Below are 21,970 nucleotides of genomic sequence, written 5' to 3'. Positions count from 1 at the left end.
TTTAAAATTTAAAGCTAATTATAAACGCTTTAAGAAGTTTTTGACTCTTCCAAAAAATGAACGTTTATCCCTTTCATGATAGGCACTACCATAAGTACCATAGCCATAGCCATAACCGTAGCCATAGCCATAACCGTAACCATAATTGTGGTTATTCTTATGTCTGTAGAAATTAAGCACAAAGCTAATGTTCTTTAATTCACCAGACTTATACTTTGCATTTACGAGCTGTAGCATACCCTTTTTAGTGTAATCTAAACGTATCATAAAAATCGTAGCATCCACATATTGCACTAGCTCTAATGCATCTGTAACTAGTCCCAAAGGTGGAGTATCTAGAATTATGATATCATATTGATCCTTTAAAGTAGCGATTAATGCTTTTAATTTATCTCCCATCAGTAGTTCTGATGGATTAGGTGGTATTGGTCCTGAAGTGATTAAATCTAAATTATCAATATGAGTGTGAGTAATAATCTCATCTAGTGTACTATCACCTATAAGATAGTTCACTACGCCTTTTTCATTGGTAATATTAAAGTCGTCGAAAATTTTTGGTTTACGCAAATCTAGCCCTATTAGAATTGTTTTCTTACCAGATATACTATAAACAGTAGCAATGTTAATTGAGGTAAATGTTTTACCCTCGCCACTTACGGAAGAAGTGACCATCAAGGTATTGGCTCTAGTCTCGGGAGGTCTATTCTTAAAAATAAATTGTAGACTGGACCTAATTGCCCGAAAGGATTCTGCTACAGCCGATTTTGGTTTTTCATAAGCAACAAGGTTATTTTTATAACGGTATTTTCCGATTAAGCCCAAAATGGGAATCTTAGACATCTTGGTGATTTCATCCGATCCATGAATTGTACTGTCTAGTAGGTAAATGATAAATATTAAAAGCATCGGTGAGAAAAAGCCAATCATTAAGGCCAACATATAATTTAATGATTTTTTAGGTCCAATAGGTGCATCACCAATATCCTTTGCTTCATCTATTACCGTAATATCTGATACATTTGCCGCTTTTACAATGGCCGCTTCACCGCGTTTTGCTTGGTATATATCATAAGCCTCACGACTTAAATCCAATTTTCTCTGAATCTTCAAAAACTCTTGCTGGTCTTTGGGTAAACCAATAAGTTCAGATTCTAAATTAGCAACCTTTCTACTAATTGTATTTAATTGTATACCAATGGTCTGCTTAGTCACCCCAATAGCTTCTAATAACACACTCTTTTCGGTATCAATTCTTCTATCAAGTTCATCAAAGATTATAGACCCTTCTCTAGTGGAATATTCCAAATTACGGCGTTCCACTGATAGAGCAATAATTCTACTAACGCTAGATAGTATATTAGCTTCTTCAATGCCCACAGATGACGGAGCTGCTATTTGACTGTAGTCCGTTTTTGTTCTTAAGTAATCTTCTAAAGTATTAAGATAATTTAGTTTAGACTGCTCAATTAGTTTCTCTTTATCGTACTCTTTGAGTTGCTCCGATTTCTGACTTATCTCTTCTTCTACATTAAAAACCTTATTTGCCTTTCTGAAATCATTCATTTCATCTGTAACTGCTTTCAAATCATCATTAACAGCACCAAGGCTACTATCAATAAACTTAATGGTATTAGTTGCATAAAGATTTTTTCGCTCCAGCTCCGTTTTACTAAATATTGCAGAAGTTGCATTGAGGAAATCCACAATTTTTGATTTGTTCTTGCCGATTAGAGACAATCTGAGAACTGATGATGCATCTCTAGAAGTAGGCTCAATTTTGATTCTGTTTTTATAGGAATCGACTACAGTATCAAAATTCAAATACCTCACATAAAAAATTTTACCTACCGGAATATTTGCTCTTGGTTTTAAATTAATAACTCCATTAAAAAAAGGTTCATTAACACTATCGCCAAACTTGTAAACTTTACTGAATTTTCCAATACTAACTGCAATAGATAACTTTTCTTTAGAATCGTAAAATTGCCCTGTAACTTTATCTGTTTCAAATTCATAAAACAACTCAAAAGATGATTGATCTATTATTCTTATTCCAATGGGAATTCCTAAAGCTTGTGGCTTGGCTTTATTAGTTATTACTTCAAATGGTGCTTTCTTGTATATATCAATTAAATGGTATTTACCTTCTTCTAAATATTGCTTATAGTATTCTAAAGAATCAATTACAATCTCGTTATGAGTTCTAGTCTTTATCTCAGTTAAAATACTCCCAACTTTTCCTGAAACTCCTCCCCAATTAAAAGAAATACTTGTATTGGCAGTGAAAAAAGGATTTTGGTCATTATTTACGGTAATTAGAGAATCTAGCCTATAAATATTTTCTTTTCTAACATTAATGAAATAAGCAACAATCAAAGCAACACCAATGCATAACAATACTAACCTCCATAGGCTAAGCGCCTTAAACAGAAACCCTTTAAAATCAAAACCAACGTTATCAGATTCCTGATAATCGTAATCTTCAAAGTCTTTGTAATCCATATTCTACAATCTAGTAAAAAGCAAAATGGTTGTCGCAGCAATAGATACAATAGTGGCTATTGTGGTTAAACTAGATACTGCTGTCTCCCCTGTACCAATTGATTTTTGCTTAAGAGGCTTTACATATATCATATCGTTAGGCTGTATATAATAATATGGGGATCTCATTACATTAACATCCGTCAAATCCAAATGATGAATTTTTTGACCCTGTGGGTATTGCCGTATAATCAAAACATCTTTTTTATCACCTGTGATTGGTATTTCGCCAGCATTTGCAATAGCTTCAAAAATATTAACGCGTTCTTTAAACAACGTTACCGTTCCTGGATTTCCTATTTCGCCATTGGCTGTATATCGCAATCCTGCGAGTTTTACGGTAACAAAAATGTTAGCAGTTTCCTTAAACTGTTCCTCTAATAATTTCCGTTCTATCATCTTTTCAATTTCCTCTGCCGTATATCCTAATACATTAAAACGACCTAAAGTCGGTATTCTTATATTGCCGTGCATATCTATCGTAAAACCATCAAAATAAGCACGCTCCGCACTACTGGCATTAAGCGTTCCTTCTTGACTAATCGGATTAAAAATTTGAACATTATCCTGGTCCAAAACCTTGATTCTAATATTCAATATATCATCGATTTGAACACGATAGGGTTTCTGGACCTCAGTTAGATTATACGGAATGGTATCTGTAGTCGCATTGTCCTTGTTTTGCAAATAAACGGTGTCTTTATGAGGAATACATGATGAAATAAAAATACAACCCAGAACAATAATCAAAAGCCTGATGCTTCGCATAGATGAAATAGATGTTTACAGACAAATATAATGTATCAACAGCAATAACAAAACTATTAGGTTTCTTTTTGGTTTATTTCGTTCTTTGTAAAAAAATTAGCGTGAATTACCTAAACGTAGAAAATATTTCGAAGTCTTACGGTGAGTTAGTGCTCTTCCAAAATTTGTCCTTTAGCATCCATAAAGACCAAAAGATTGCTTTTGTGGCAAAAAACGGAAGTGGCAAGACATCTATTCTAAATATTTTATCCGGAAAAGATACTCCAGATGAAGGCCAAATTGTCATTAGAAAAGGACTTAGACTTGCCTTTTTAGACCAAGAACCAAATCTCAATCAAAAACTGACAATTGAGGAAACCATTCTCGCTTCAGATATTCCAATTTTAGGCACCATAGAAACCTATGAAAGAGCTTTAAAAAACCCTGAAGACTCAGAAGCATACCAATTAGCTTTTGATGAGATGGATAGAAACAATGCTTGGGAATTCGAAACGCAATACCAGCAAACTTTATCGCAATTGAAGCTAGAGGATTTATCCATGAAAGTAAGCACTCTCTCGGGTGGGCAAAAAAAGCGATTGGCACTAGCTCAAGCTCTACTAAGTCAACCCGATATTTTAATCTTAGATGAGCCTACCAATCATCTCGACCTAGAAATGATTGAGTGGTTAGAGGATTATTTTACCAAAACACAGCAAACGCTATTTATGGTAACACACGATCGCTATTTTTTAGAACGTGTTTGTAATGAAATCATAGAGTTGGATCACGGCCAACTTTACAACTACAAAGGCAATTACTCGTATTATCTAGAGAAGAAAGAAGCCCGAATAGAAAACGAGGCCTCGGAAGTTGCAAAAGCCAAGCAATTGTTTAAAAAAGAACTCGATTGGATGCGACGTCAACCCAAAGCGCGAACTACAAAATCCAAAAGTAGAATCGACGATTTTTTTGAAATAAAGAAAAAGGCGCATCAACGACGCAAAGACCATGAGGTTCAGCTAGAAATTAACATGGAACGTCTTGGGAGTAAAATTATAGAGTTTCATAATGTGTCAAAGGCTTTTAAAGACAAAAAAATATTGAATGGTTTTGATTACACTTTCAAAAAAGGGGAACGCATTGGCATCATCGGTAAAAATGGCACAGGAAAATCTACCTTTTTAAATTTATTATCCGGAAGTCTTCAACCCGATGGTGGTAAAATCGTTATAGGTGAAACCGTAAAAATAGGGTACTATACCCAAGGTGGAATTTCTGCGAAACCAAATCAAAAAGTTATTGATGTTATAAGGGCTTATGGCGATTATATTCCGTTAGCTAAGGGACGACAAATAAGTGCACAACAACTGCTAGAACGCTTTTTATTCGATAGAAAAAAGCAATATGATTTTGTTGAAAAGCTAAGCGGAGGAGAACAAAAACGCCTGTATTTGTGCACTGTTTTAATTCAAAATCCTAATATTTTAATCTTAGATGAGCCCACAAATGATTTGGACATAGTTACCTTAAATGTACTCGAAAGCTTCTTGATGGATTTTCCTGGAGTACTTTTGGTCGTGTCTCACGATCGTTATTTTATGGATAAAATTGTAGATCATTTATTTGTGTTTAGAGGCAATGCTGTGGTAGATGATTTCCCTGGAAATTATTCCGACTTTAGAGCTTATGATAACAGCCAACCTAAATCAATTGAACCATCTGAAAAAACTGACAATACCAAAGCCATAAAACAAAACGAAGCTCAAAAACTATCTTATAATGAGCAAAAGGAGTATAAGAATTTAGAATCTAAGATTCGTGCATTAGAGCTCGATAAAAAAGCCTTGGAAGCCAAGTTCAATAATCCAGAATTATCACAAGACGAAATTAATCAACTTTCAGAAGAGCTTCAAGGTATTATCGATACCATCGAAGAAAAAGAATTACGTTGGTTTGAATTGGCCGAAAAGTTGGAAGAGTAATTTATGTATCAAATCATAGCATACATAGAATTCCTGTTTAATTCAACCAATCAGCATGGAGTGCACTCCCCTTTTGTATATAACTTTGTTACGAAATGCCTTTACAATAAAGTCAAGTACACGGCATATAATGATTTTAAAACTTATCGTAATAGACTGAAATCATCAAACGACACCCTGCAAATTGTAGATTTAGGAGAAGGCTCCAAAACCTTAGATTCAAAAACACGAAAAGTACGTCAAATGGTAAAGGCCTCAAGTAGCTCTTTAAAAGAAACTAAACTACTGTACAGAGTAACTCAATATTTTAATTTTAATACAATACTAGAATTGGGCAGCTCATTAGGTATGGGCAGCTACGCCTTCGCACTTGCCAATAAGTTTTCTAAAATTACTACTATTGAAGGCTGCTTAAATACTTTAGAATACACAAAATCAAAGTTTAACAAACTTAAAGTAGAAAATATCAACTTTTTAAATGGAGAGTTTGCGGCTGTCATACCGAATCTAAAAGAAGAAAAATTTGATTGTATTTACTTTGACGGCCACCATAACAAAAATGCTACGCTTCAATATTTTGAAGCCCTATTGCCCAAAGCACATAACTATTCTGTCTTCATTTTTGATGACATTTATTGGTCAAAAGGCATGACCGAAGCTTGGGAATTAATTAAAGCACATGAAGCCGTGACCGTAACGGTAGACACATTCCATTTGGGTTTTGTGTTTTTTAGAAAAGAACAGGCCAAACAACATTTTAAAATTAGACTGTAACAAGCTTGCAACTTTAACGTCTTATTGGGGAAACTGATTTTTAAATTCTTTTATCTTGCGAAGCATAAAAGCAACCAACACTATTCACTTATGAGCGATAACGTCATTGAGATTAGAGGTATCATTAGAGATTTTAAGTTAGGACAAGAAATTGTTCATGTACTAAAAGGTATCGATTTAGATATTAAACGTGGCGAATATGTGGCCATTATGGGACCTTCCGGTTCAGGTAAATCAACATTAATGAACCTATTAGGTTGCTTAGATACACCTACAGCAGGCATCTATCGCCTCAATGGCAAAGACGTAAGCCAAATGTCGGATGACGAATTAGCTGATATAAGGAATACAGAAATCGGGTTCGTTTTTCAAACCTTTAACTTGTTGCCGAGAACCACAGCTCTAGAAAATGTGGCATTACCTATGGTATATGCAGGGCAATCCAAGAAAGCCAGAGCAAATCGTGCTTCTGAAGTACTGACTGATGTTGGTTTAGCAGACCGTATGGATCATAAACCCAATCAGTTATCAGGTGGTCAAAGGCAACGTGTAGCTGTTGGTCGTGCCTTGGTCAATAAGCCATCAATCATCTTAGCGGATGAACCTACAGGAAACTTAGATTCCAAAACCTCCCTGGAAATCATGCAGTTATTCGATGAAATTCATTCTAAGGGGAATACCGTCATTATGGTAACACACGAAGAAGATATTGCAGCACATGCACATCGTGTCATACGCTTAATGGATGGTATGATTGAGAGTGACACTTATAATAAGTAGCTAGTAAATAGTATTTAGCAGATAGGAATTAGTGGTTAGGAATTATTAGGTCAACTTCAAAATTCTAGCTTCCAACTTCAAGCCTTATTCCTTAACTTTGTCACATGAAAGTATATACAAAAACAGGCGATAAAGGCACTACCGCTTTATTTGGTGGTACACGCGTACCCAAACACCACATAAGAATAGAAAGTTACGGTACCATTGACGAGCTTAACTCGCATATTGGACTTATACGCGACCAGAATATTGACCCACTTTACAAGAATACCTTAATGCATATTCAAGATCGGTTGTTTACCGTTGGAGCGATTCTAGCAACCGACCCAGAAAAAGCGATTCTAAAAAGTGGTAAAGCCCGATTAAATATTCCAAAAATATCCAGTAAAGATATTGAACGTTTAGAAAAGGAAATGGATAACATGGAGGCCAGCTTACCGCCTATGACCCATTTTGTGTTACCAGGAGGGCATCAAACTGTGTCATTCTGTCACATAGCACGTACCGTATGTCGTAGAGCTGAACGTTTGGCGTCTCACCTTAATGAATTAGAGCCTTTTCAGCCCGAAACCTTAATGTATATCAATCGCCTTTCAGACTACCTGTTCGTATTGGCACGGAAGTTGTCACATGATTTGCGAGCTGAAGAAATAAAGTGGATTCCTCAAAAACAATCGTAGTCTTTGTTGATTCAGTATTTAGGCCCTAATCAAGCAATAAATATTTTGGCTTAAAAAGTTGAATAATGCACGTTCTTTTTATTAATGATTAAACATTTATGAATGCCTTTTTTGAATGAATCAAAAATGCATAAATTAAATGTTCAGTGAGACGATAAATTAATAATTTTAGCTTACGAACTAAATAATTTAGTTTTTTCTTGAATTATTCAGCTAAAAAATTATTTTTGCAAAAAATTAAAAACACACGCAAATGTATTGGACATTAGAATTGGCATCGTATTTAAGTGATGCACCTTGGCCAGCAACAAAAGACGAACTCATAGATTATGCAATTAGAACAGGAGCGCCTCTAGAAGTGGTAGAAAACTTACAGGCCATAGAAGATGAAGGAGATTCGTATGACTCTATCGAAGAGATTTGGCCAGACTATCCAACTGACGAAGATTACCTCTGGAATGAGGACGAATATTAACATATAATATTATCACAAAAAAGTCTCTTGCGTTATCTTAACTGAGAGACTTTTTTTATTTTCGGACAACTTATCCGAAAGACAAAATTTACAATCACTGTCACATCGAGCGCAGTCGAGATGTCTGATTTACAAATAAGTTGAGATTTCTCGACTACGCTCGAAATGACAGCATAAAATATAAAACATAAAATGGGTATATTAGATAAAGTACTAAAAGTGTTTGTTGGAGATAAATCCAAACAAGACGTCAGTGCTATACAACCAGTTGTCAACCAAATCAAAAGCTTTGAAGAGGCACTTGAAGCCTTGTCACATGATGAACTTAGAGCAAAAACAGTTGAATTTAAAGACAAGATTGCCGAGGCTAGAAAACCATTGCTCGAAAGGCAAAACGAGTTATTGGCCAAAGCTGAAGTTACCGAAGATATTGACGAACGCGAAGAGATTTACGTTCAAGCCGATAAAATTGAAGATGAAATATACGAGCTAACGGAAGACGTCCTAAATGATATTCTTCCAGAAGCTTTTGCTGTCGTTAAAGAAACAGCAAAACGCTTTGTGCATAATACTGAGATTTCAGTAGTGGCCAATACCTTTGACAGGGAAGTCTCTGGGGCAAAAGAGTACGTTACCTTAGACGGTGACCAGGCCATTTGGTCTAACTCTTGGGATGCGGCAGGTAAGCCCATTACTTGGGACATGATCCACTATGATGTACAATTAATTGGTGGTATTGCCATGCACCAAGGAAAAATTGCAGAGATGCAAACTGGTGAAGGTAAAACCCTTGTAGCAACATTACCCGTTTATTTGAACGCCTTAGCAGGAAAAGGTGTTCACTTAGTAACAGTTAACGATTATCTAGCTAAACGTGATAGTGCATGGATGGCTCCAATATTTGAATTTCACGGTTTAAGTGTGGATTGTATAGATCACCACACACCAAATTCAGATGCACGTCGTAAAGCTTACAATGCGGATATCACTTACGGAACCAATAATGAATTTGGTTTCGATTATCTACGTGATAATATGGCGCATTCGCCAGAAGATTTAGTACAGCGTCCTCACCACTTTGCCATTGTGGATGAGGTGGATTCCGTTTTAATTGACGATGCACGTACACCATTGATTATCTCTGGTCCTATTCCAAAAGGCGATGAACATGAATTTGATATGCTAAAACCAAAGATTGAGCAAATTGAAGCCGTTCAACGTAAGCATTTAGTTGGTGTTTTAGCAGAAGCCAAGAAGTTAATCGCAGCAGGAGACACCAAAGAAGGTGGTTTCCAATTATTAAGAGTTTATAGAGGAATTCCAAAGAATAAAGCCTTAATTAAGTTTTTGAGTGAAGAAGGTGTAAAACAATTACTTCAAAAAACCGAAAACTTCTACATGCAAGATAACAACAGAGAAATGCCAAAAGTAGATGCAGAACTTTATTATGTTATCGATGAAAAAAATAATCAAATAGAATTGACAGATAAAGGTGTTGATTATCTGTCTGGTAAAGACGACCCTAATTTCTTCGTGATGCCAGAAATGGGTACTGAAATTGCGAAAATTGAAGAAAAAGGTTTAGAACCCGAAGAAGAAGCTGTTCTAAAGGAAGAACTATTTAGGGACTTCGGCATTAAGTCCGAACGTATCCATACACTCAATCAATTATTGAAAGCTTATGCCCTTTTTGAAAAGGATGTACAGTATGTGGTGATGGATAACAAGGTAATGATCGTTGATGAGCAAACCGGTCGTATTATGGATGGTCGTCGTTACTCGGATGGATTACACCAAGCGATTGAAGCCAAGGAAAATGTAAAAATCGAAGCTGCTACACAAACCTTTGCGACGGTAACGTTGCAGAATTACTTTAGAATGTACCGCAAATTGTCTGGTATGACAGGTACCGCAGTCACCGAAGCAGGAGAATTCTGGGAAATCTATAAGTTGGATGTGGTAGAAATTCCTACCAACCGACCGATTGCTAGAGATGACAGGGATGATTTAGTATACAAAACCAAGCGCGAAAAATACAATGCTGTGATTGACGAAGTTGTTGACCTATCCAATGCTGGGCGACCAGTATTGATCGGCACTACCAATGTTGAAATTTCCGAGTTGTTAGGAAAGATGTTGAGCATTCGTAAGATTCCACATAATGTCCTAAATGCAAAACAGCACAAAAAAGAAGCAGATATTGTAGCACAAGCAGGTAATTCAGGTCAGGTGACTATTGCAACCAACATGGCTGGTCGTGGTACTGATATTAAACTTAGTGACGAAGTTAAGGAAGCTGGTGGTTTAGCTATTGTTGGTACCGAACGTCACGATTCGCGTCGTGTGGATCGACAGTTGCGAGGTAGAGCTGGTCGTCAAGGAGATCCAGGAAGTTCACAGTTCTATGTGTCCTTAGAAGATAACCTAATGCGTTTATTTGGTTCTGAGCGTATCGCTAAGATGATGGACCGTATGGGGCTTAAGGAAGGCGAAGTGATTCAGCATTCTATGATATCAAAGTCTATTGAACGTGCACAGAAAAAAGTGGAAGAAAACAACTTCGGAGTGCGTAAGCGTCTGTTAGAGTATGATGATGTGATGAACGCCCAGCGTGAGGTGGTTTACAAACGTCGTCGCAACGCGCTTCATGGTGAACGTCTTCGTGTGGATTTGGCCAATATGATTTTTGATACCTCAGAAGGTGTCGCCATGAATAACAAAGCAGCTAACGATTATAAGAATTTTGAGTTCGAGCTGATCCGTTACTTCTCTATGGCCTCGCCAATTTCTGAAGAAGAATTTGCTAAAATGGGAGAACAAGAGATTGCTGGATTGATTTATAAGGAAGCCTTTAAGCACTATCGCGAAAAGATGCAACGTGCAGCAGACTTGGCATATCCAGTGATTGAAAATGTGTATAACACGCAACGCGATCGTTTTAAGCGTATTGTAGTGCCATTTACGGATGGCGTAAAGAACCTACAAGTAGTTACCGATTTAGAAAAAGCTTATGAAACGAAGGGTACGCAATTGATTAATGATTTTGAAAAGAATATCACCTTAGCCATTGTTGATGATGCGTGGAAAACGCACTTGCGTAAAATGGACGAATTGAAGCAGTCGGTTCAGTTAGCGGTGCATGAGCAAAAAGATCCATTATTGATTTATAAGTTTGAATCGTTTGAACTCTTTAAAAGTATGATTGACCAAGTGAATAAAGACGTGATTTCCTTCTTATTTAAAGGGGAAATTCCTCAGGAAACTGCTAATACTATTCAAGAAGCGAAGCGTCGTAAGCAAGAAAAGCTTGAAACCCAAAAAGAAGAAATTCCAAATATGGATGAGCGTGCAGCACAAAGTCGCGCAGCAGGACAAAGCGCTTCACGCAAACCTCAAGTGGTAGAAACCATTGTAAGAGAGCAGCCGAAAATTGGACGTAACGAACGTGTGACGATTAAGCATGTGATGAGCGGCGAAAGCAAAGAAGTAAAATACAAGCAAGCCATTCCGTTGATTGATAAAGGCGAATGGGTCTTGGTGAATGATTAATTTGTCATTCCTGCACAGGCAGGAATCTGTAAACAGAAAACCAGTGGTCACTTCGAGTGCTCCAGACTAAGCGCTGCGATGTATCGAGAAGCGGGCAATATAAACAAGAAAATCCTGATATAACCATTAGGATTTTTTGTATTTTTAATGGGTACACATTACTATAACATTTCCATTTATTTATGCACCGACTTATCAAAATATGTATGCTTGCAGGAATTTTAGCATCCTGTAATACATCGGACAAAACAAAAATTGAAGACGCAGAATCTTCAAACGAGACTTTAGTAGAATCTGTAGCCGAAAAAACTTATGATTCGTATAAAGATATAGCTTCAGATGAGGCTTTAATTGCTACCGCATTAATGGCTGTGCCCAAAGAAAGCAGGGCCAATTGTAAAGTTATCGGTTTTAACATGGCTGGTGATTTTGTCACCCTCCGTGAAGGTGACAATCAGTTTATTGTACTCGCTGATGACCCAAAAAAGGATGGGTTTAATGCGGCCTGTTACCATAAAGATTTGGAACCTTTTATGGCTCGAGGACGAGCACTTCGGAAAGAAGGCAAGTCTGCAAGAGAGGTTTTTGCTATTAGGGAAGCAGAGATGAAGTCTGGTGAACTTCAAATTCCTACTGGAGCGACTTTACATATTTACTATGGTGACAAAACCATTTATAATCCTGAAACGTCCGAAGTCGCTGATGCTATACTCCGCTACGTCGTGTACATGCCCTGGGCAACCGCAGAATCTACAGGTTTACCCGAAGTTCCTATAGCTGCTAATCACCCTTGGATTATGAACCCAGGGACACATAGGGCGCATATTATGATTTCGCCTATAAATGAGAATAATTAATGCTGCTTAGAATATCTATTCTATTTCATGAAAAACTACTATTTGTTATTTACAATGAGTCTATTGGTAGTCTCTTTATCCAACACAAAAAAAGATGTAGCCACTAATCTCATTCAAAATAACGAAATCATTTGCACAGACAATAACTGCAAAGGTACTTACCAAGGGCCTGAATTTGTGAATGGTAGTGATATAGCCCATCAGTTTTCTAATACCATGTCGGTAAAAGTTGGTCACCAACTTAAAGACCTTTATAGAACAGGCAAATACAACAAAGTCGATTTTAACAATATAGAAATGACTACTGAAGGTATGGGTTCTGGCACTGTGGTTTATTATTTAAAAATTCCGTTTAAAAAGGTCAGTGAAAAATGTGAGGGTTATACCGCCTTTGACCATGTTGGTGGTTGGAACCACGCTCCTGCCCTAGCAGAACGGAAAAAGCAACTTAAAGGTGCTTTAATGAAAGGGCATCAACTCAACATTAGCAGCCTAAAAACCACCAAAGAAGGTTTACAAGAGTACTGGATTCAGTGGAAACATAAAATGGTTCAAAAGGAATGCGAATAAATCACAAATACTGCTTTTCTTTTGTAAATTAGACCTTTATTATCTGAATTAAAATAAACAATGAGAATGAAAATCATAATACTTTTATTCTGCTTTAGTACGATGGTTAACGCCCAAGAACTAACAGTAGATGATTTTAAATCTATAGAGAACTTAAAAGCAGAAGTTGGTGAAAGTTCTGGTAAGAAAAAAGCTAGAGCGCTAGAAGAGTTATATCTTAAACATAATAATAGTGACCTTTTTCAGAAAATACTTTTGGATTATTTAAAAAGAACGGACTACGAACATGTAAATAATTATTTTTGGTTTGCACTTTATTTTATGAGTGACTATTATAATGACAGTATTGATCTAGATTTCGCCATAAAACTGCTCACCTCGGGCAAGACAGAAATTGAAGGTCGGATCGAAAACAAAGACAATACTGAAGAACAAAAACTATATCTTACTATGGCTCATTGCCAAATTCTCTGGCAAACAGGAATATTTTATTTTAATATGGATGATTTAGAGAAAGGTGGTGAATTTTTTGACAAGGCGTATGAAAACTCCAATTGCATTCACGCCTTTCCTGCACCTGGTAAAGAAAAGAAAAAAGTGATTTACGAAAAATATGCAAAATACAGGGAGGCAAAAAAGAACTAAATCTAATCTTCAAAATTAGATTACAAATAGTTCGACTATAAATGATATGCAAAAATTCTGGAAGCTAAGCCAATCTAAATCTAACAAGCTGATTTTTATAAAAGATCAATGTATATATAAGGGAAATCCAAAGCAAGAAGAACTTCAAAAGTTAAATGAGCATACTACCAATCTCGACTTTTTAAAAAATTTATTTAGCATACCTTATGCTTACATCAAGCAAATTGAAAATCAAAAAGGCAAAGATTATATAAAGATTTTTTATGGAAGCGGCTCTGAAGATGAGTTAGTCATAAAAGACAGTAATATAAAAAAAGAAGTCTTTGATTTCTTAAGACAGGATATGTCAAAATTTAAATACAGTTCTGGGTTGCCTAGTGCTCTTAAATATGCAAAAGCACAGTTTTTTGCACTTTTGTTTACCACCTTGTTATTTATTGCGTCTTTATACTTTGCGGTTAAAATTGAAAATGGAACTGAGTATGAGATTATGGGCAGAGGAATTCTAACTTTAATTATTGCAATCGCTAATTTGGGTGTTATCAAAGTTGTCCTAGGATATATTATTATAGTCGGGATAGTTTGCCTAGCCTTAGTAAATAGATTGAAATCAAGGAGTGAAACTGAATTTTTAAGAAGATAGACCTTGCAAAACCAAACCACCAAAGAAAATCTACAAGAATATTTGGATTTAGTGGAAACATAAAGTTATTTAGGTTGAATGTGGATAAATAGTTAACTTTTGTATTTCAGCAAAGAATATTTTATATTTATGTGTAAAATCTTACATTATGAAGAAGATACTCCTGTCAACTATTCTAATCTATTCATTACAAGTTTTATCACAGGAAGCTTTAGCACCAATTAATGGAAAGTCATTTGGTTTAAACCACCATACGAACAGAGATATTTCCTATTTTTCTCATATTGACTCAAATAATAATACTTTGATTGTTGGTACAACTGAAAAGGACACTACTTTTACAGATATCATAACAACCAAATTAGACGAAAACTATAATGTGCTATGGCAAAAAGTAGTTTCTCAACCGACTAATTTGTCTTATGATGTACCGATTAAATCATTCCTTAACTCGAGCAATCAATTGTATATAATTGGTAGGAGTTCTTTTAATCAATCCTATTCTAATGGCTTAATTTTTGTTATAAAATTTGATGAAAGTGGTAACATATTGTATAACATAACTCTGGGTGGGATATATGGCAATGACTATAGGGACTTTGCATACATGGACGCCGCATTAAAAAACAACGGCCATATTGATTTAGTATATGATCCGAGAGAATATGACACAACCAATATTAATGAATTTATATTTTTAACTATTGATAATCAAGGAAATATCATAGAGTCTTTTAATCATATAATTCCTAACGATGGTTTAGTGGGTACCATTAAAAATGGTGAGTTTTATTTTTTAACTAGGGAATATGATTCTAATTATAATTCATCTTTCTTTTATCATAAGGTTAGTAATTCTAATAGTATAACAAGTTTGTTAGTTCCCAGTGCTGAGTTTCAAAATTATTATAATAATGTTGTTTTATCAGAAAATTTAAATATCCTTGTGGACGATAATGGTAACTGCTACTTAAATTGTTATAATACGTCGGACAATAGTTATTCTGGTCAAATTAATCTTACAAAGATTGATATCAATAATAATCTAGTTTATTCTCTAACCTCCTCTAATACACAGGAGCTATCCCTCGTAGGTTCATTTATTGATAGTGTTAACAACAAAAATATTCTCATTGTTAATAACAGCTCAACTAACGTTTTGAATTTTGCTTCAATTGATGAAAATAACACATTACAACTGCAACCACATTCAGAAAACATTATAGCTACAGGATTTAAGAAAAATAGTGATGAATCGTTTTTTATAACTACAAGCAATTCTAATATTAGATTATTTTCTGAAGATTTTAACCAACTTGCCTCATTTAATACTTCTAATGATTTCGAACTCATCGATTTTTCAAAAATAGACGACCAAAACATATCTGTAATAGGTACATCATATGACAGGATGTTTCCAAATTCGGACTACTTCACGCAGTTAGATATAAAAGTAAATAAGCTTAATTCCTCACAAGTGACTCAGTCTTACACCTATTCTGGAATTGGAACTTCTAAAGCGTTTCAGCAACGTGTCATAATAGATAATGAAAATAATTATCTTGTTTTGGTCACAGAAAAAATGGGCCCTGAATTTTTAGGTATAGGTGGTGCCGATCCACCTTTGAACAAAAGAATCATTAAGTATGATTCTAATCTGACAAAATTATGGGAACTGACCATACCCGACCCAATATTTAACTTAGTAAACCATGGTGGTAAAGATATCGACTTCTTCATAGATAATAACAATAATTTATACTTAAATCTTCCTCGACCAGGTAATCATTATGGTCTTGGTTATAGTTTATATAAAGTTTCACCAAACGGGATATTAGAGTATATTAATGATACTTTTGTTGGAAGCAAATTTCATGCTAATGAAGACTATATCTTAATTGGCTGGAACTACTTTTTATACGAGGATGCTAGTACATTTTATTTACTTGATAGAACCACTGGAAATTTAATCAATGAAATTGAAATTGGTCATGAGGAATTTTTAGACTTTTTTACGATTGGTAATGATTACTATTTCTATACCTTTCGAAGTATCAGCAATAACACACCTGATTTCATTTATTTATACAAAAATGGCATAAAACAATGGACAAGAAATCTATCAAATAATTATGGTATTTTTCCTTATTTTATTGATAGCTCAGGTACATTATATTTTGCCACGAGAAATCCCCCTGAAAGAAGAATTAATAAGTTAAGTTTAGCAAATAACTACTCGTATTATAACACCGTTGATGATATACGTGGATTGAAAGAATTTAATAATAGTAATATTTTCCTGTTCTTGGATAATAATGAAAGTCTTGTTTTAGACAATAATCTAAACTTAGTTTCCGATGGTGATACTATTAATGCAAACAACATCTATTTAATGACATACGATGATTACATATTGCTAGGTTCCAACAATGGGAATATTAGGGTAATAGACGAAAATGGTAGTATAATCAAGCATTATTTTTTACAGAATGGTGCCCTGCACCGTTGGTACTCAAAATTTGATAATCAAAATAATTTCATTTTAGTTGGTGCAACTGGCAATAGAATATCTACGTTTAACGAGTATAGTTGGTCTATAGGAACTATTCATAATTATGGAAATTTCAATGAAATATTAGGAATAGAAGGTTTTGGGCCTAACGATTTAACTTCTGTAGTTAACATATATCCTAACCCAACATCTGACTTTTTAAATGTTGAGATTATCGGAAAGTCTATCGCTAATACCAGCCTTTATGATTTATCAGGCAAAAAATTAGAGGTTTTTAATAAAGATAAAATCAATATTAAAAACTTTCAACCTGGTATATATTTGCTAAGTATTTTGACTACATCAAATGAAGTCTTTAATACAAAAATCGTAAAGAACTAATTAGATTTAATAAAGCTACATTATATCGCTTTTTATTATTGCTGCATCTTCAGATACTTATCTACCGAATGCTTCCCAGAACCATAGAACAAAAAGAAAATACAGATGACCAAAACCGATAAGGATAGTATAAGATTCCCTGTGTTCATCTCGCCCACAAAATTGATGATGACTGCACCAATTAAAATGGGTAATTGTGCTATGATGGCCCAACGCGTTAACAGTCCAAAAACAATTAAAAACCCACCTACAAAATGCGCAGGTGCGATATAATGTACCAACAACACATCACCTGCAACGGATTTAACAGGCTCTATGAGATCGATTAACAAATTGAGGTTAGACATAAAATAGACACCCTTATAAAACAAAAATATACCAAGGGCAATGCGTAGCATATCGAGCGGATAATAAGTGTGCGCATTGGCCCACTTATTGAGTGATTTGATATAACCCATAATACGTAAGAGATTGATTTAACCTTTATAAGATACTTAATTTTAACGAGAAATGACAGGATTTTCAACTTTACCTTCTGTTTAAATACTTGAAAATCATTTATTTGTGTTATTTTTCTGACTGAGGTCATCACCAAAATTTCTATACTCAAGATGCTTCACTAGGCAAAATATTTACTATATTTACACTTTAACCTACTTATATTTAATTTGTTATGACACTCAAACTGCCCCAAGCTTTAGGACTTTTCCTAGCCATAATTGTTATAGCTTGTTCTTCTGATGACACCAGTTCCATTCCAAATGAAAACAACAATCAATTCACTTTTAATGGAGAGACCTATAATTTAACAATGGCCATAATCAATGATGAGAATACATCAACGAATGAGTCGAGCGAAATAGGCATTAGCATATTTAATAAATCTGCAGCCGAACTAGCAGGAAACTCTGACTTAACAGACATTAACTTTGTGTATTTCGATTTTGATGATGTAAGTATTCAGAATACGACATATAACCAAATCGATGATTATGATGTTTCAATTAACAGCTCTGTCATAGATAGTGAATTTAACCATGGTAATGTATTGCTTTCCGACAGTGACTCAGAATCTGATGTTTATGCACAATTGGGTTCTGTAACCATTACTAATTTCACACAGTTTAATATACAATTCACCTTTACCTTTACAAGAAACGACGGTCAGATTATCTCTGGAAGTTATGATGGTAATTATATTTTACCTGATATTAACGATTGATGTTTTATTTTTTGATGACATTTTAAGCACTTTTCGATTATAAGGTATAACCAATACCTATAATCATGAAAAAATTCACATTAAGCTTAGCTTTTATCTTATGTATTACTTTCTCAATCAACGCTCAAGACTTAAACTATGGAGCTAAAGCAGGTCTAAATATTGCTGGTATTAGTTTTGAGAGCGACAGTTATTCTACCTCTTCTCGTATAGGATTCCATGTTGGTGGTTTTGTCAATTACAGATTTGATGAAAAATTTGCTATTCAACCCGAAATTAACTTTAGCACTGGTGGTAACGAATGGGATTTTGGAAATGGTGATACCACAGGAGAAATAAAAATAAGTAACCTTAGTATTCCTGTGCTATTGCAATACGATGTCGTTGACAATTTTGTTGTTGAAGGTGGACTACAATACAATTTTCTTTTGTCCGTAGAACAAAAAATCGATGGCAGTGGTGATGGATTTGAAGATATTAGCGAGTTTTATAAATCCGGAACTCTTGGTGCGGCTATAGGCGCAATATACCAACTAGATACATTGGTACCAGGGCTTGCCGCTGGTTTAAGATTTGTGTTCGATCTTACTAATATTAATGATGAGGACGTAGATGCCGGTAATTTAAGACAAAATGCATTTCAAGTAAATATCCTTTATACCATACCCAAATAACCTACTTGCTATTAATCTGAAAAATCCTGATGGTTCTCATCAGGATTTTTTTACCTTAAAAGGCTTATTTAATCATGGCATAATAAAAAATATTCTTATCATCACCTTTTTAACTCTCTCCTCTTTGAGTATCACCTATTCGCAAACTAAAGAGGATTTTCAAGACATTAATACGACTTGAGCTAAATTTTATAAGGCTTTTAAAACTCTTGATTATACATTAATGGCAGAAATTCATTCTAAAGACCTAGTTCGTGTTTCTGGTGGTAGACGTATTTTAGACTACGATACATACATCGATAATTACAAAGTGGGTTTTGAGCGCAATAAAGCTACAGGCCAAACCAGTGATATTTCACTACGCTTTTTCGAACGCGTATACAGTGCTACTATGGCTAGCGAACGCGGTATTTATAAACTCGTCGCAATAAAGGCACGGATAAAGAACAGGCCTATTACGGGCAATTTCATGTATTGTTTAAGAAGATTGAAAGTGCATGGAAAATAACCATGGACTACGACTCCCCGAACGGTGGTACCATTGGCGAAGCCGATTACAACAAAGCGTTTGCTATTGATGATTTTAAAAAGCTTTTAAACTAAATCTATGAGTAGTTTAGGATCTGGACAATTCGTTTTATAAAATTCTAAATCAAGTTGATTGCTTACACCTGGATAATCACCTTCATAACCTTGAATATCCTTTATAATCTGAAAATGTAAGTGTGGTGGATAATCACCATTGACTTCTGCTGTTCCTAAAGTCGCTATTTGCTGTCCCTTCTCTACTTCTATACCAACTTCTAAACCATCAATAGATTTTAGACTTAAGTGGCCATAAAGTGTATAAAATCCGAAATCTTGTATGTTATGTTTTAAAATAATGGTTGGCCCATAATCTCCAAAATTGGTGTTGTTCTTAAAGCTATGTATTACACCATCCATAGGTATATAAATAGGTGTTTCGGCATCAATCCATATATCTAAACCTAGATGTATATTCCGTTCTTCTTCAGGATTTTCTTGATTAAAATAATCACTACGATTGTAAATACCTCGTTGTTCTAAATAGCCACCAAAGGCTACCTTAGCATCGTATTTGGAGATATGATTCCAAATAAAAATTTCTAAGTCTTTAGAGCTGGACACATCAACGCTGTTTAATTCTGGATTATCAACTGATAAATCTAGCGACACATAATCATTATAAGGTATTGAAGATGCAATTAATGGGTGTCCCTTATAAGATTGCAAAAGCTGTTCAAAATTTGAGAGTGACATATATCACAATTTTGTAATAAAAATATAAAATCTGCTTAAAGCGCAGTCAAAACTTCGGAAGGATCAGCTCTTAATTTATAATCTTCTTCTAAATAGTCGTAAGAAATCGTACCATCCTGTTCAATAATATAAGTTGCCGCAATTGGTAATTCTTGCTCTGTATTATCTTGATTTTGATCGAGGTCAATTCCGAACGTTTTATACAATTCTTGAAGGGATCTTGGCAACTGAAATACCAAACCTAAAGATTTAGCTACTAAATTATTACGGTCAGAAAGTACTTCGAAAGACAAGTTGTTCTTCTCCGAAGTGGTTAATGAGTTATCTGGTGTTTCTGGGCTAATTGCAATTAGTTTAGCTCCTTTAGCTTCTATTTGTGGCAATACCTCTTGAAAAGCTCTTAATTCTAAATTACAATAAGGACACCATCCTCCTCTATAAAACGTAAGTACCACCCTGTTATTTTCTAATATGTCATTTAAATTTATGGTACTACCTGTTGCGTTTGGCAAACTAATTTCTGGCACCTTATTTCCAGTTCTTAAAGCGGAGTCCAAAATTGATGATGCTACTAAATCATCTATAGCGGACTGCATGGTCTCTAATGATGTTTGCGGTAATTTGGATTTGCTTTGGTTAGCATAAGCCTGCAATTGTTCTGTAAGATTCATAATTGTTAATTAAGTTAAAGTTTGTAGGTCTAGCGTGACCTTTAAACCTTACAGGATTAACAAATGCTTAGAGTTAAAATTAGCTTAAAAATAAAATTTCCATTAAAATAAGAATCTATTTTGATGGAAAACGGAAAGAAAAATAAAGAAAGTACCCTTTAAATAAAAAACATATTTAAAGGGATTAATTCATAACAACGCTGCTATATTTAGCATTTACAATAATATTCTTGTTAGAACTTTGTCCTTCAGGATAATTTCTAATGGTTTTTTGGGATGTTGACTTATTGTTGAACTTAGAACGCTCACCTTTAAAGTACATATTGTAATTTACATTTTGAGGTAAATTAATTAGTGCATCGCTATTTTCAAGAATCAAATTTAGATTCTTAAAGGACTCTGAAAGATTAGAAATCGTAAGATCACCAAAACTGCCATCTATGATTCCCGTATCCTCCAACTTCTCGATATTAATATTAGACGACTTAGCGTTTAACACCAAATTGTTGGCATTCTTAATCTGTGCTTTATCTACGTAGTTGAGATTAAGTGTTCCTAAATTCCAGGTATTAATCACCACAGGCGAATAAGATACATTGATGGAAGTATCACTTCCATCAATGTTATCTGCTACTAAAAAGGCATGTGATATATCTCCGCTTAAGTTATAGATCACTGAAGATAATTTTAGTTCACCATGTCTTATGTTGGTTTTAAGTTTCGCTTTCTTAGGGATTTTAATCTTAATTACTTTTTTAGCCTTAGTATTTTTACCAGCTTCATAGCCTCTGGCAAATTCGTCAGACCAACGACGCTCGGACATTGCTTTTCTTCTAAGTTCCATTTCGGCTCTGCGCTGTTCAATTTCGCTTTCACGTCGTGCATTACGCTGTACCATTCTCGCTTCTCGCTCTGCCATTTTTGCTTCTCGTTTTGCCATTATTTCTAAGCGTCTGGCATCTCTTTCTAGTTTACCTGCTTCT

The 21,970-nt window shown here is 34.8% G+C and carries 19 protein-coding genes and 1 pseudogene; 14 read left to right on the top strand and 6 right to left on the bottom strand.

The window, feature by feature from the left end:
- Positions 1–18 precede the first annotated feature (18 nt).
- Together Q0992_RS09290 and Q0992_RS09285 are read right to left on the bottom strand one after the other, a co-directional pair.
- Positions 19–2,502, bottom strand: coding sequence for a polysaccharide biosynthesis tyrosine autokinase (locus Q0992_RS09290; protein ID WP_299522885.1), 2,484 nt, complete (start codon positions 2,500–2,502; stop codon positions 19–21).
- Between the two features lie 3 nt (positions 2,503–2,505).
- Entirely contained in the window at positions 2,506–3,309 is an 804-nt protein-coding gene (locus Q0992_RS09285) for a polysaccharide biosynthesis/export family protein (RefSeq protein WP_299522882.1), read from the bottom strand.
- 101 nt (positions 3,310–3,410) lie between these two features.
- On the opposite strand from Q0992_RS09285, the gene Q0992_RS09280 reads away from it, so the two are divergent.
- The 11 genes from Q0992_RS09280 (at position 3,411) to Q0992_RS09230 (ending at position 17,139) form a co-directional block, all read left to right on the top strand.
- Positions 3,411–5,273: an ABC-F family ATP-binding cassette domain-containing protein gene (locus Q0992_RS09280; RefSeq protein ID WP_299522879.1), complete on the top strand. Its 1,863-nt coding sequence runs from the start codon at positions 3,411–3,413 to the stop codon at positions 5,271–5,273.
- A gap of 3 nt (positions 5,274–5,276) precedes the next feature.
- A complete protein-coding gene (locus tag Q0992_RS09275; RefSeq protein ID WP_299522876.1) occupies positions 5,277–6,047 on the top strand; it encodes an O-methyltransferase in 771 nt (256 codons plus the stop codon).
- A gap of 90 nt (positions 6,048–6,137) precedes the next feature.
- A complete protein-coding gene (locus Q0992_RS09270) occupies positions 6,138–6,827 on the top strand; it encodes an ABC transporter ATP-binding protein (RefSeq protein ID WP_299522873.1) in 690 nt (229 codons plus the stop codon).
- 104 nt (positions 6,828–6,931) lie between these two features.
- Positions 6,932–7,507, top strand: coding sequence for a cob(I)yrinic acid a,c-diamide adenosyltransferase (locus tag Q0992_RS09265; protein ID WP_299522870.1), 576 nt, complete (start codon positions 6,932–6,934; stop codon positions 7,505–7,507).
- A 253-nt stretch (positions 7,508–7,760) separates the two neighbouring features.
- On the top strand, positions 7,761–7,982 hold the full coding sequence (locus Q0992_RS09260) for a DUF2795 domain-containing protein (RefSeq protein ID WP_008272287.1): 222 nt from the start codon (positions 7,761–7,763) through the stop codon (positions 7,980–7,982).
- A gap of 192 nt (positions 7,983–8,174) precedes the next feature.
- Positions 8,175–11,531, top strand: coding sequence for a preprotein translocase subunit SecA (secA, locus tag Q0992_RS09255; protein WP_299522867.1), 3,357 nt, complete (start codon positions 8,175–8,177; stop codon positions 11,529–11,531).
- A gap of 206 nt (positions 11,532–11,737) precedes the next feature.
- Complete coding sequence (locus Q0992_RS09250) at positions 11,738–12,388, top strand: hypothetical protein (protein WP_299522865.1); 651 nt, start codon at positions 11,738–11,740, stop codon at positions 12,386–12,388.
- Between the two features lie 27 nt (positions 12,389–12,415).
- A complete protein-coding gene (locus Q0992_RS09245; RefSeq protein ID WP_299522862.1) occupies positions 12,416–12,958 on the top strand; it encodes a hypothetical protein in 543 nt (180 codons plus the stop codon).
- A gap of 66 nt (positions 12,959–13,024) precedes the next feature.
- Positions 13,025–13,603 (top strand): hypothetical protein, encoded by a 579-nt coding sequence (locus tag Q0992_RS09240; protein WP_299522859.1) that lies wholly within the window; start codon positions 13,025–13,027, stop codon positions 13,601–13,603.
- Between the two features lie 46 nt (positions 13,604–13,649).
- A complete protein-coding gene (locus tag Q0992_RS09235) occupies positions 13,650–14,246 on the top strand; it encodes a hypothetical protein (protein WP_299522856.1) in 597 nt (198 codons plus the stop codon).
- 148 nt (positions 14,247–14,394) lie between these two features.
- Positions 14,395–17,139: a T9SS type A sorting domain-containing protein gene (locus Q0992_RS09230; RefSeq protein ID WP_299522854.1), complete on the top strand. Its 2,745-nt coding sequence runs from the start codon at positions 14,395–14,397 to the stop codon at positions 17,137–17,139.
- Between the two features lie 35 nt (positions 17,140–17,174).
- Here Q0992_RS09230 and Q0992_RS09225 read toward each other — a convergent pair whose 3' ends face one another.
- Positions 17,175–17,597, bottom strand: a complete 423-nt coding sequence (locus Q0992_RS09225) for a DoxX family protein (protein ID WP_299522851.1) — start codon at positions 17,595–17,597, stop codon at positions 17,175–17,177.
- Positions 17,598–17,812: 215 nt separating this feature from the next.
- Here Q0992_RS09225 and Q0992_RS09220 point away from each other — a divergent pair, with 215 nt between their 5' ends.
- From Q0992_RS09220 to Q0992_RS09210, 3 genes are all read left to right on the top strand, one after another.
- On the top strand, positions 17,813–18,361 hold the full coding sequence (locus tag Q0992_RS09220; protein WP_299522848.1) for a hypothetical protein: 549 nt from the start codon (positions 17,813–17,815) through the stop codon (positions 18,359–18,361).
- Between the two features lie 65 nt (positions 18,362–18,426).
- Entirely contained in the window at positions 18,427–19,035 is a 609-nt protein-coding gene (locus tag Q0992_RS09215; protein WP_299522845.1) for a porin family protein, read from the top strand.
- 223 nt (positions 19,036–19,258) lie between these two features.
- The gene (locus Q0992_RS09210; protein WP_367277954.1) at positions 19,259–19,543 is read left to right on the top strand and encodes a hypothetical protein; all 285 of its coding nucleotides are present in this window, start codon (positions 19,259–19,261) and stop codon (positions 19,541–19,543) included.
- Between the two features lie 86 nt (positions 19,544–19,629).
- Here Q0992_RS09210 and Q0992_RS09205 read toward each other — a convergent pair whose 3' ends face one another.
- The 3 genes and pseudogenes from Q0992_RS09205 to Q0992_RS09195 all read right to left on the bottom strand — a co-directional run.
- Positions 19,630–20,316, bottom strand: coding sequence for a peptidoglycan DD-metalloendopeptidase family protein (locus Q0992_RS09205; RefSeq protein ID WP_299522842.1), 687 nt, complete (start codon positions 20,314–20,316; stop codon positions 19,630–19,632).
- A 35-nt stretch (positions 20,317–20,351) separates the two neighbouring features.
- Positions 20,352–20,987 (bottom strand): peroxiredoxin-like family protein, encoded by a 636-nt coding sequence (locus Q0992_RS09200; RefSeq protein ID WP_299522839.1) that lies wholly within the window; start codon positions 20,985–20,987, stop codon positions 20,352–20,354.
- A 184-nt stretch (positions 20,988–21,171) separates the two neighbouring features.
- A pseudogene (locus tag Q0992_RS09195) lies at positions 21,172–21,970 on the bottom strand (hypothetical protein); the annotation flags it as partial.

The organism is Winogradskyella sp. (assembly GCF_028289625.1).
Lineage (GTDB): Bacteria > Bacteroidota > Bacteroidia > Flavobacteriales > Flavobacteriaceae > Winogradskyella.
The sequence above is the reverse complement of the archived record's forward strand: the minus strand, read 5'-3'. Positions and strand labels throughout refer to the sequence as shown.

What these genes read in the sequence shown, in the direction of transcription:
- Q0992_RS09290 (WP_299522885.1), bottom strand. Translation starts at nt 2,502, where the DNA reads ATGGATTACAAAGACTTTGAAGATTACGATTATCAGGAATCTGATAAC.
- Q0992_RS09285 (WP_299522882.1), bottom strand. Translation starts at nt 3,309, where the DNA reads ATGCGAAGCATCAGGCTTTTGATTATTGTTCTGGGTTGTATTTTTATT.
- Q0992_RS09275 (WP_299522876.1), top strand. Translation starts at nt 5,277, where the DNA reads ATGTATCAAATCATAGCATACATAGAATTCCTGTTTAATTCAACCAAT.
- Q0992_RS09270 (WP_299522873.1), top strand. Translation starts at nt 6,138, where the DNA reads ATGAGCGATAACGTCATTGAGATTAGAGGTATCATTAGAGATTTTAAG.
- Q0992_RS09265 (WP_299522870.1), top strand. Translation starts at nt 6,932, where the DNA reads ATGAAAGTATATACAAAAACAGGCGATAAAGGCACTACCGCTTTATTT.
- Q0992_RS09260 (WP_008272287.1), top strand. Translation starts at nt 7,761, where the DNA reads ATGTATTGGACATTAGAATTGGCATCGTATTTAAGTGATGCACCTTGG.
- secA (WP_299522867.1), top strand. Translation starts at nt 8,175, where the DNA reads ATGGGTATATTAGATAAAGTACTAAAAGTGTTTGTTGGAGATAAATCC.
- Q0992_RS09250 (WP_299522865.1), top strand. Translation starts at nt 11,738, where the DNA reads ATGCTTGCAGGAATTTTAGCATCCTGTAATACATCGGACAAAACAAAA.
- Q0992_RS09245 (WP_299522862.1), top strand. Translation starts at nt 12,416, where the DNA reads ATGAAAAACTACTATTTGTTATTTACAATGAGTCTATTGGTAGTCTCT.
- Q0992_RS09240 (WP_299522859.1), top strand. Translation starts at nt 13,025, where the DNA reads ATGAAAATCATAATACTTTTATTCTGCTTTAGTACGATGGTTAACGCC.
- Q0992_RS09235 (WP_299522856.1), top strand. Translation starts at nt 13,650, where the DNA reads ATGCAAAAATTCTGGAAGCTAAGCCAATCTAAATCTAACAAGCTGATT.
- Q0992_RS09230 (WP_299522854.1), top strand. Translation starts at nt 14,395, where the DNA reads ATGAAGAAGATACTCCTGTCAACTATTCTAATCTATTCATTACAAGTT.
- Q0992_RS09225 (WP_299522851.1), bottom strand. Translation starts at nt 17,597, where the DNA reads ATGGGTTATATCAAATCACTCAATAAGTGGGCCAATGCGCACACTTAT.
- Q0992_RS09220 (WP_299522848.1), top strand. Translation starts at nt 17,813, where the DNA reads ATGACACTCAAACTGCCCCAAGCTTTAGGACTTTTCCTAGCCATAATT.
- Q0992_RS09215 (WP_299522845.1), top strand. Translation starts at nt 18,427, where the DNA reads ATGAAAAAATTCACATTAAGCTTAGCTTTTATCTTATGTATTACTTTC.
- Q0992_RS09210 (WP_367277954.1), top strand. Translation starts at nt 19,259, where the DNA reads ATGGCAGAAATTCATTCTAAAGACCTAGTTCGTGTTTCTGGTGGTAGA.
- Q0992_RS09205 (WP_299522842.1), bottom strand. Translation starts at nt 20,316, where the DNA reads ATGTCACTCTCAAATTTTGAACAGCTTTTGCAATCTTATAAGGGACAC.
- Q0992_RS09200 (WP_299522839.1), bottom strand. Translation starts at nt 20,987, where the DNA reads ATGAATCTTACAGAACAATTGCAGGCTTATGCTAACCAAAGCAAATCC.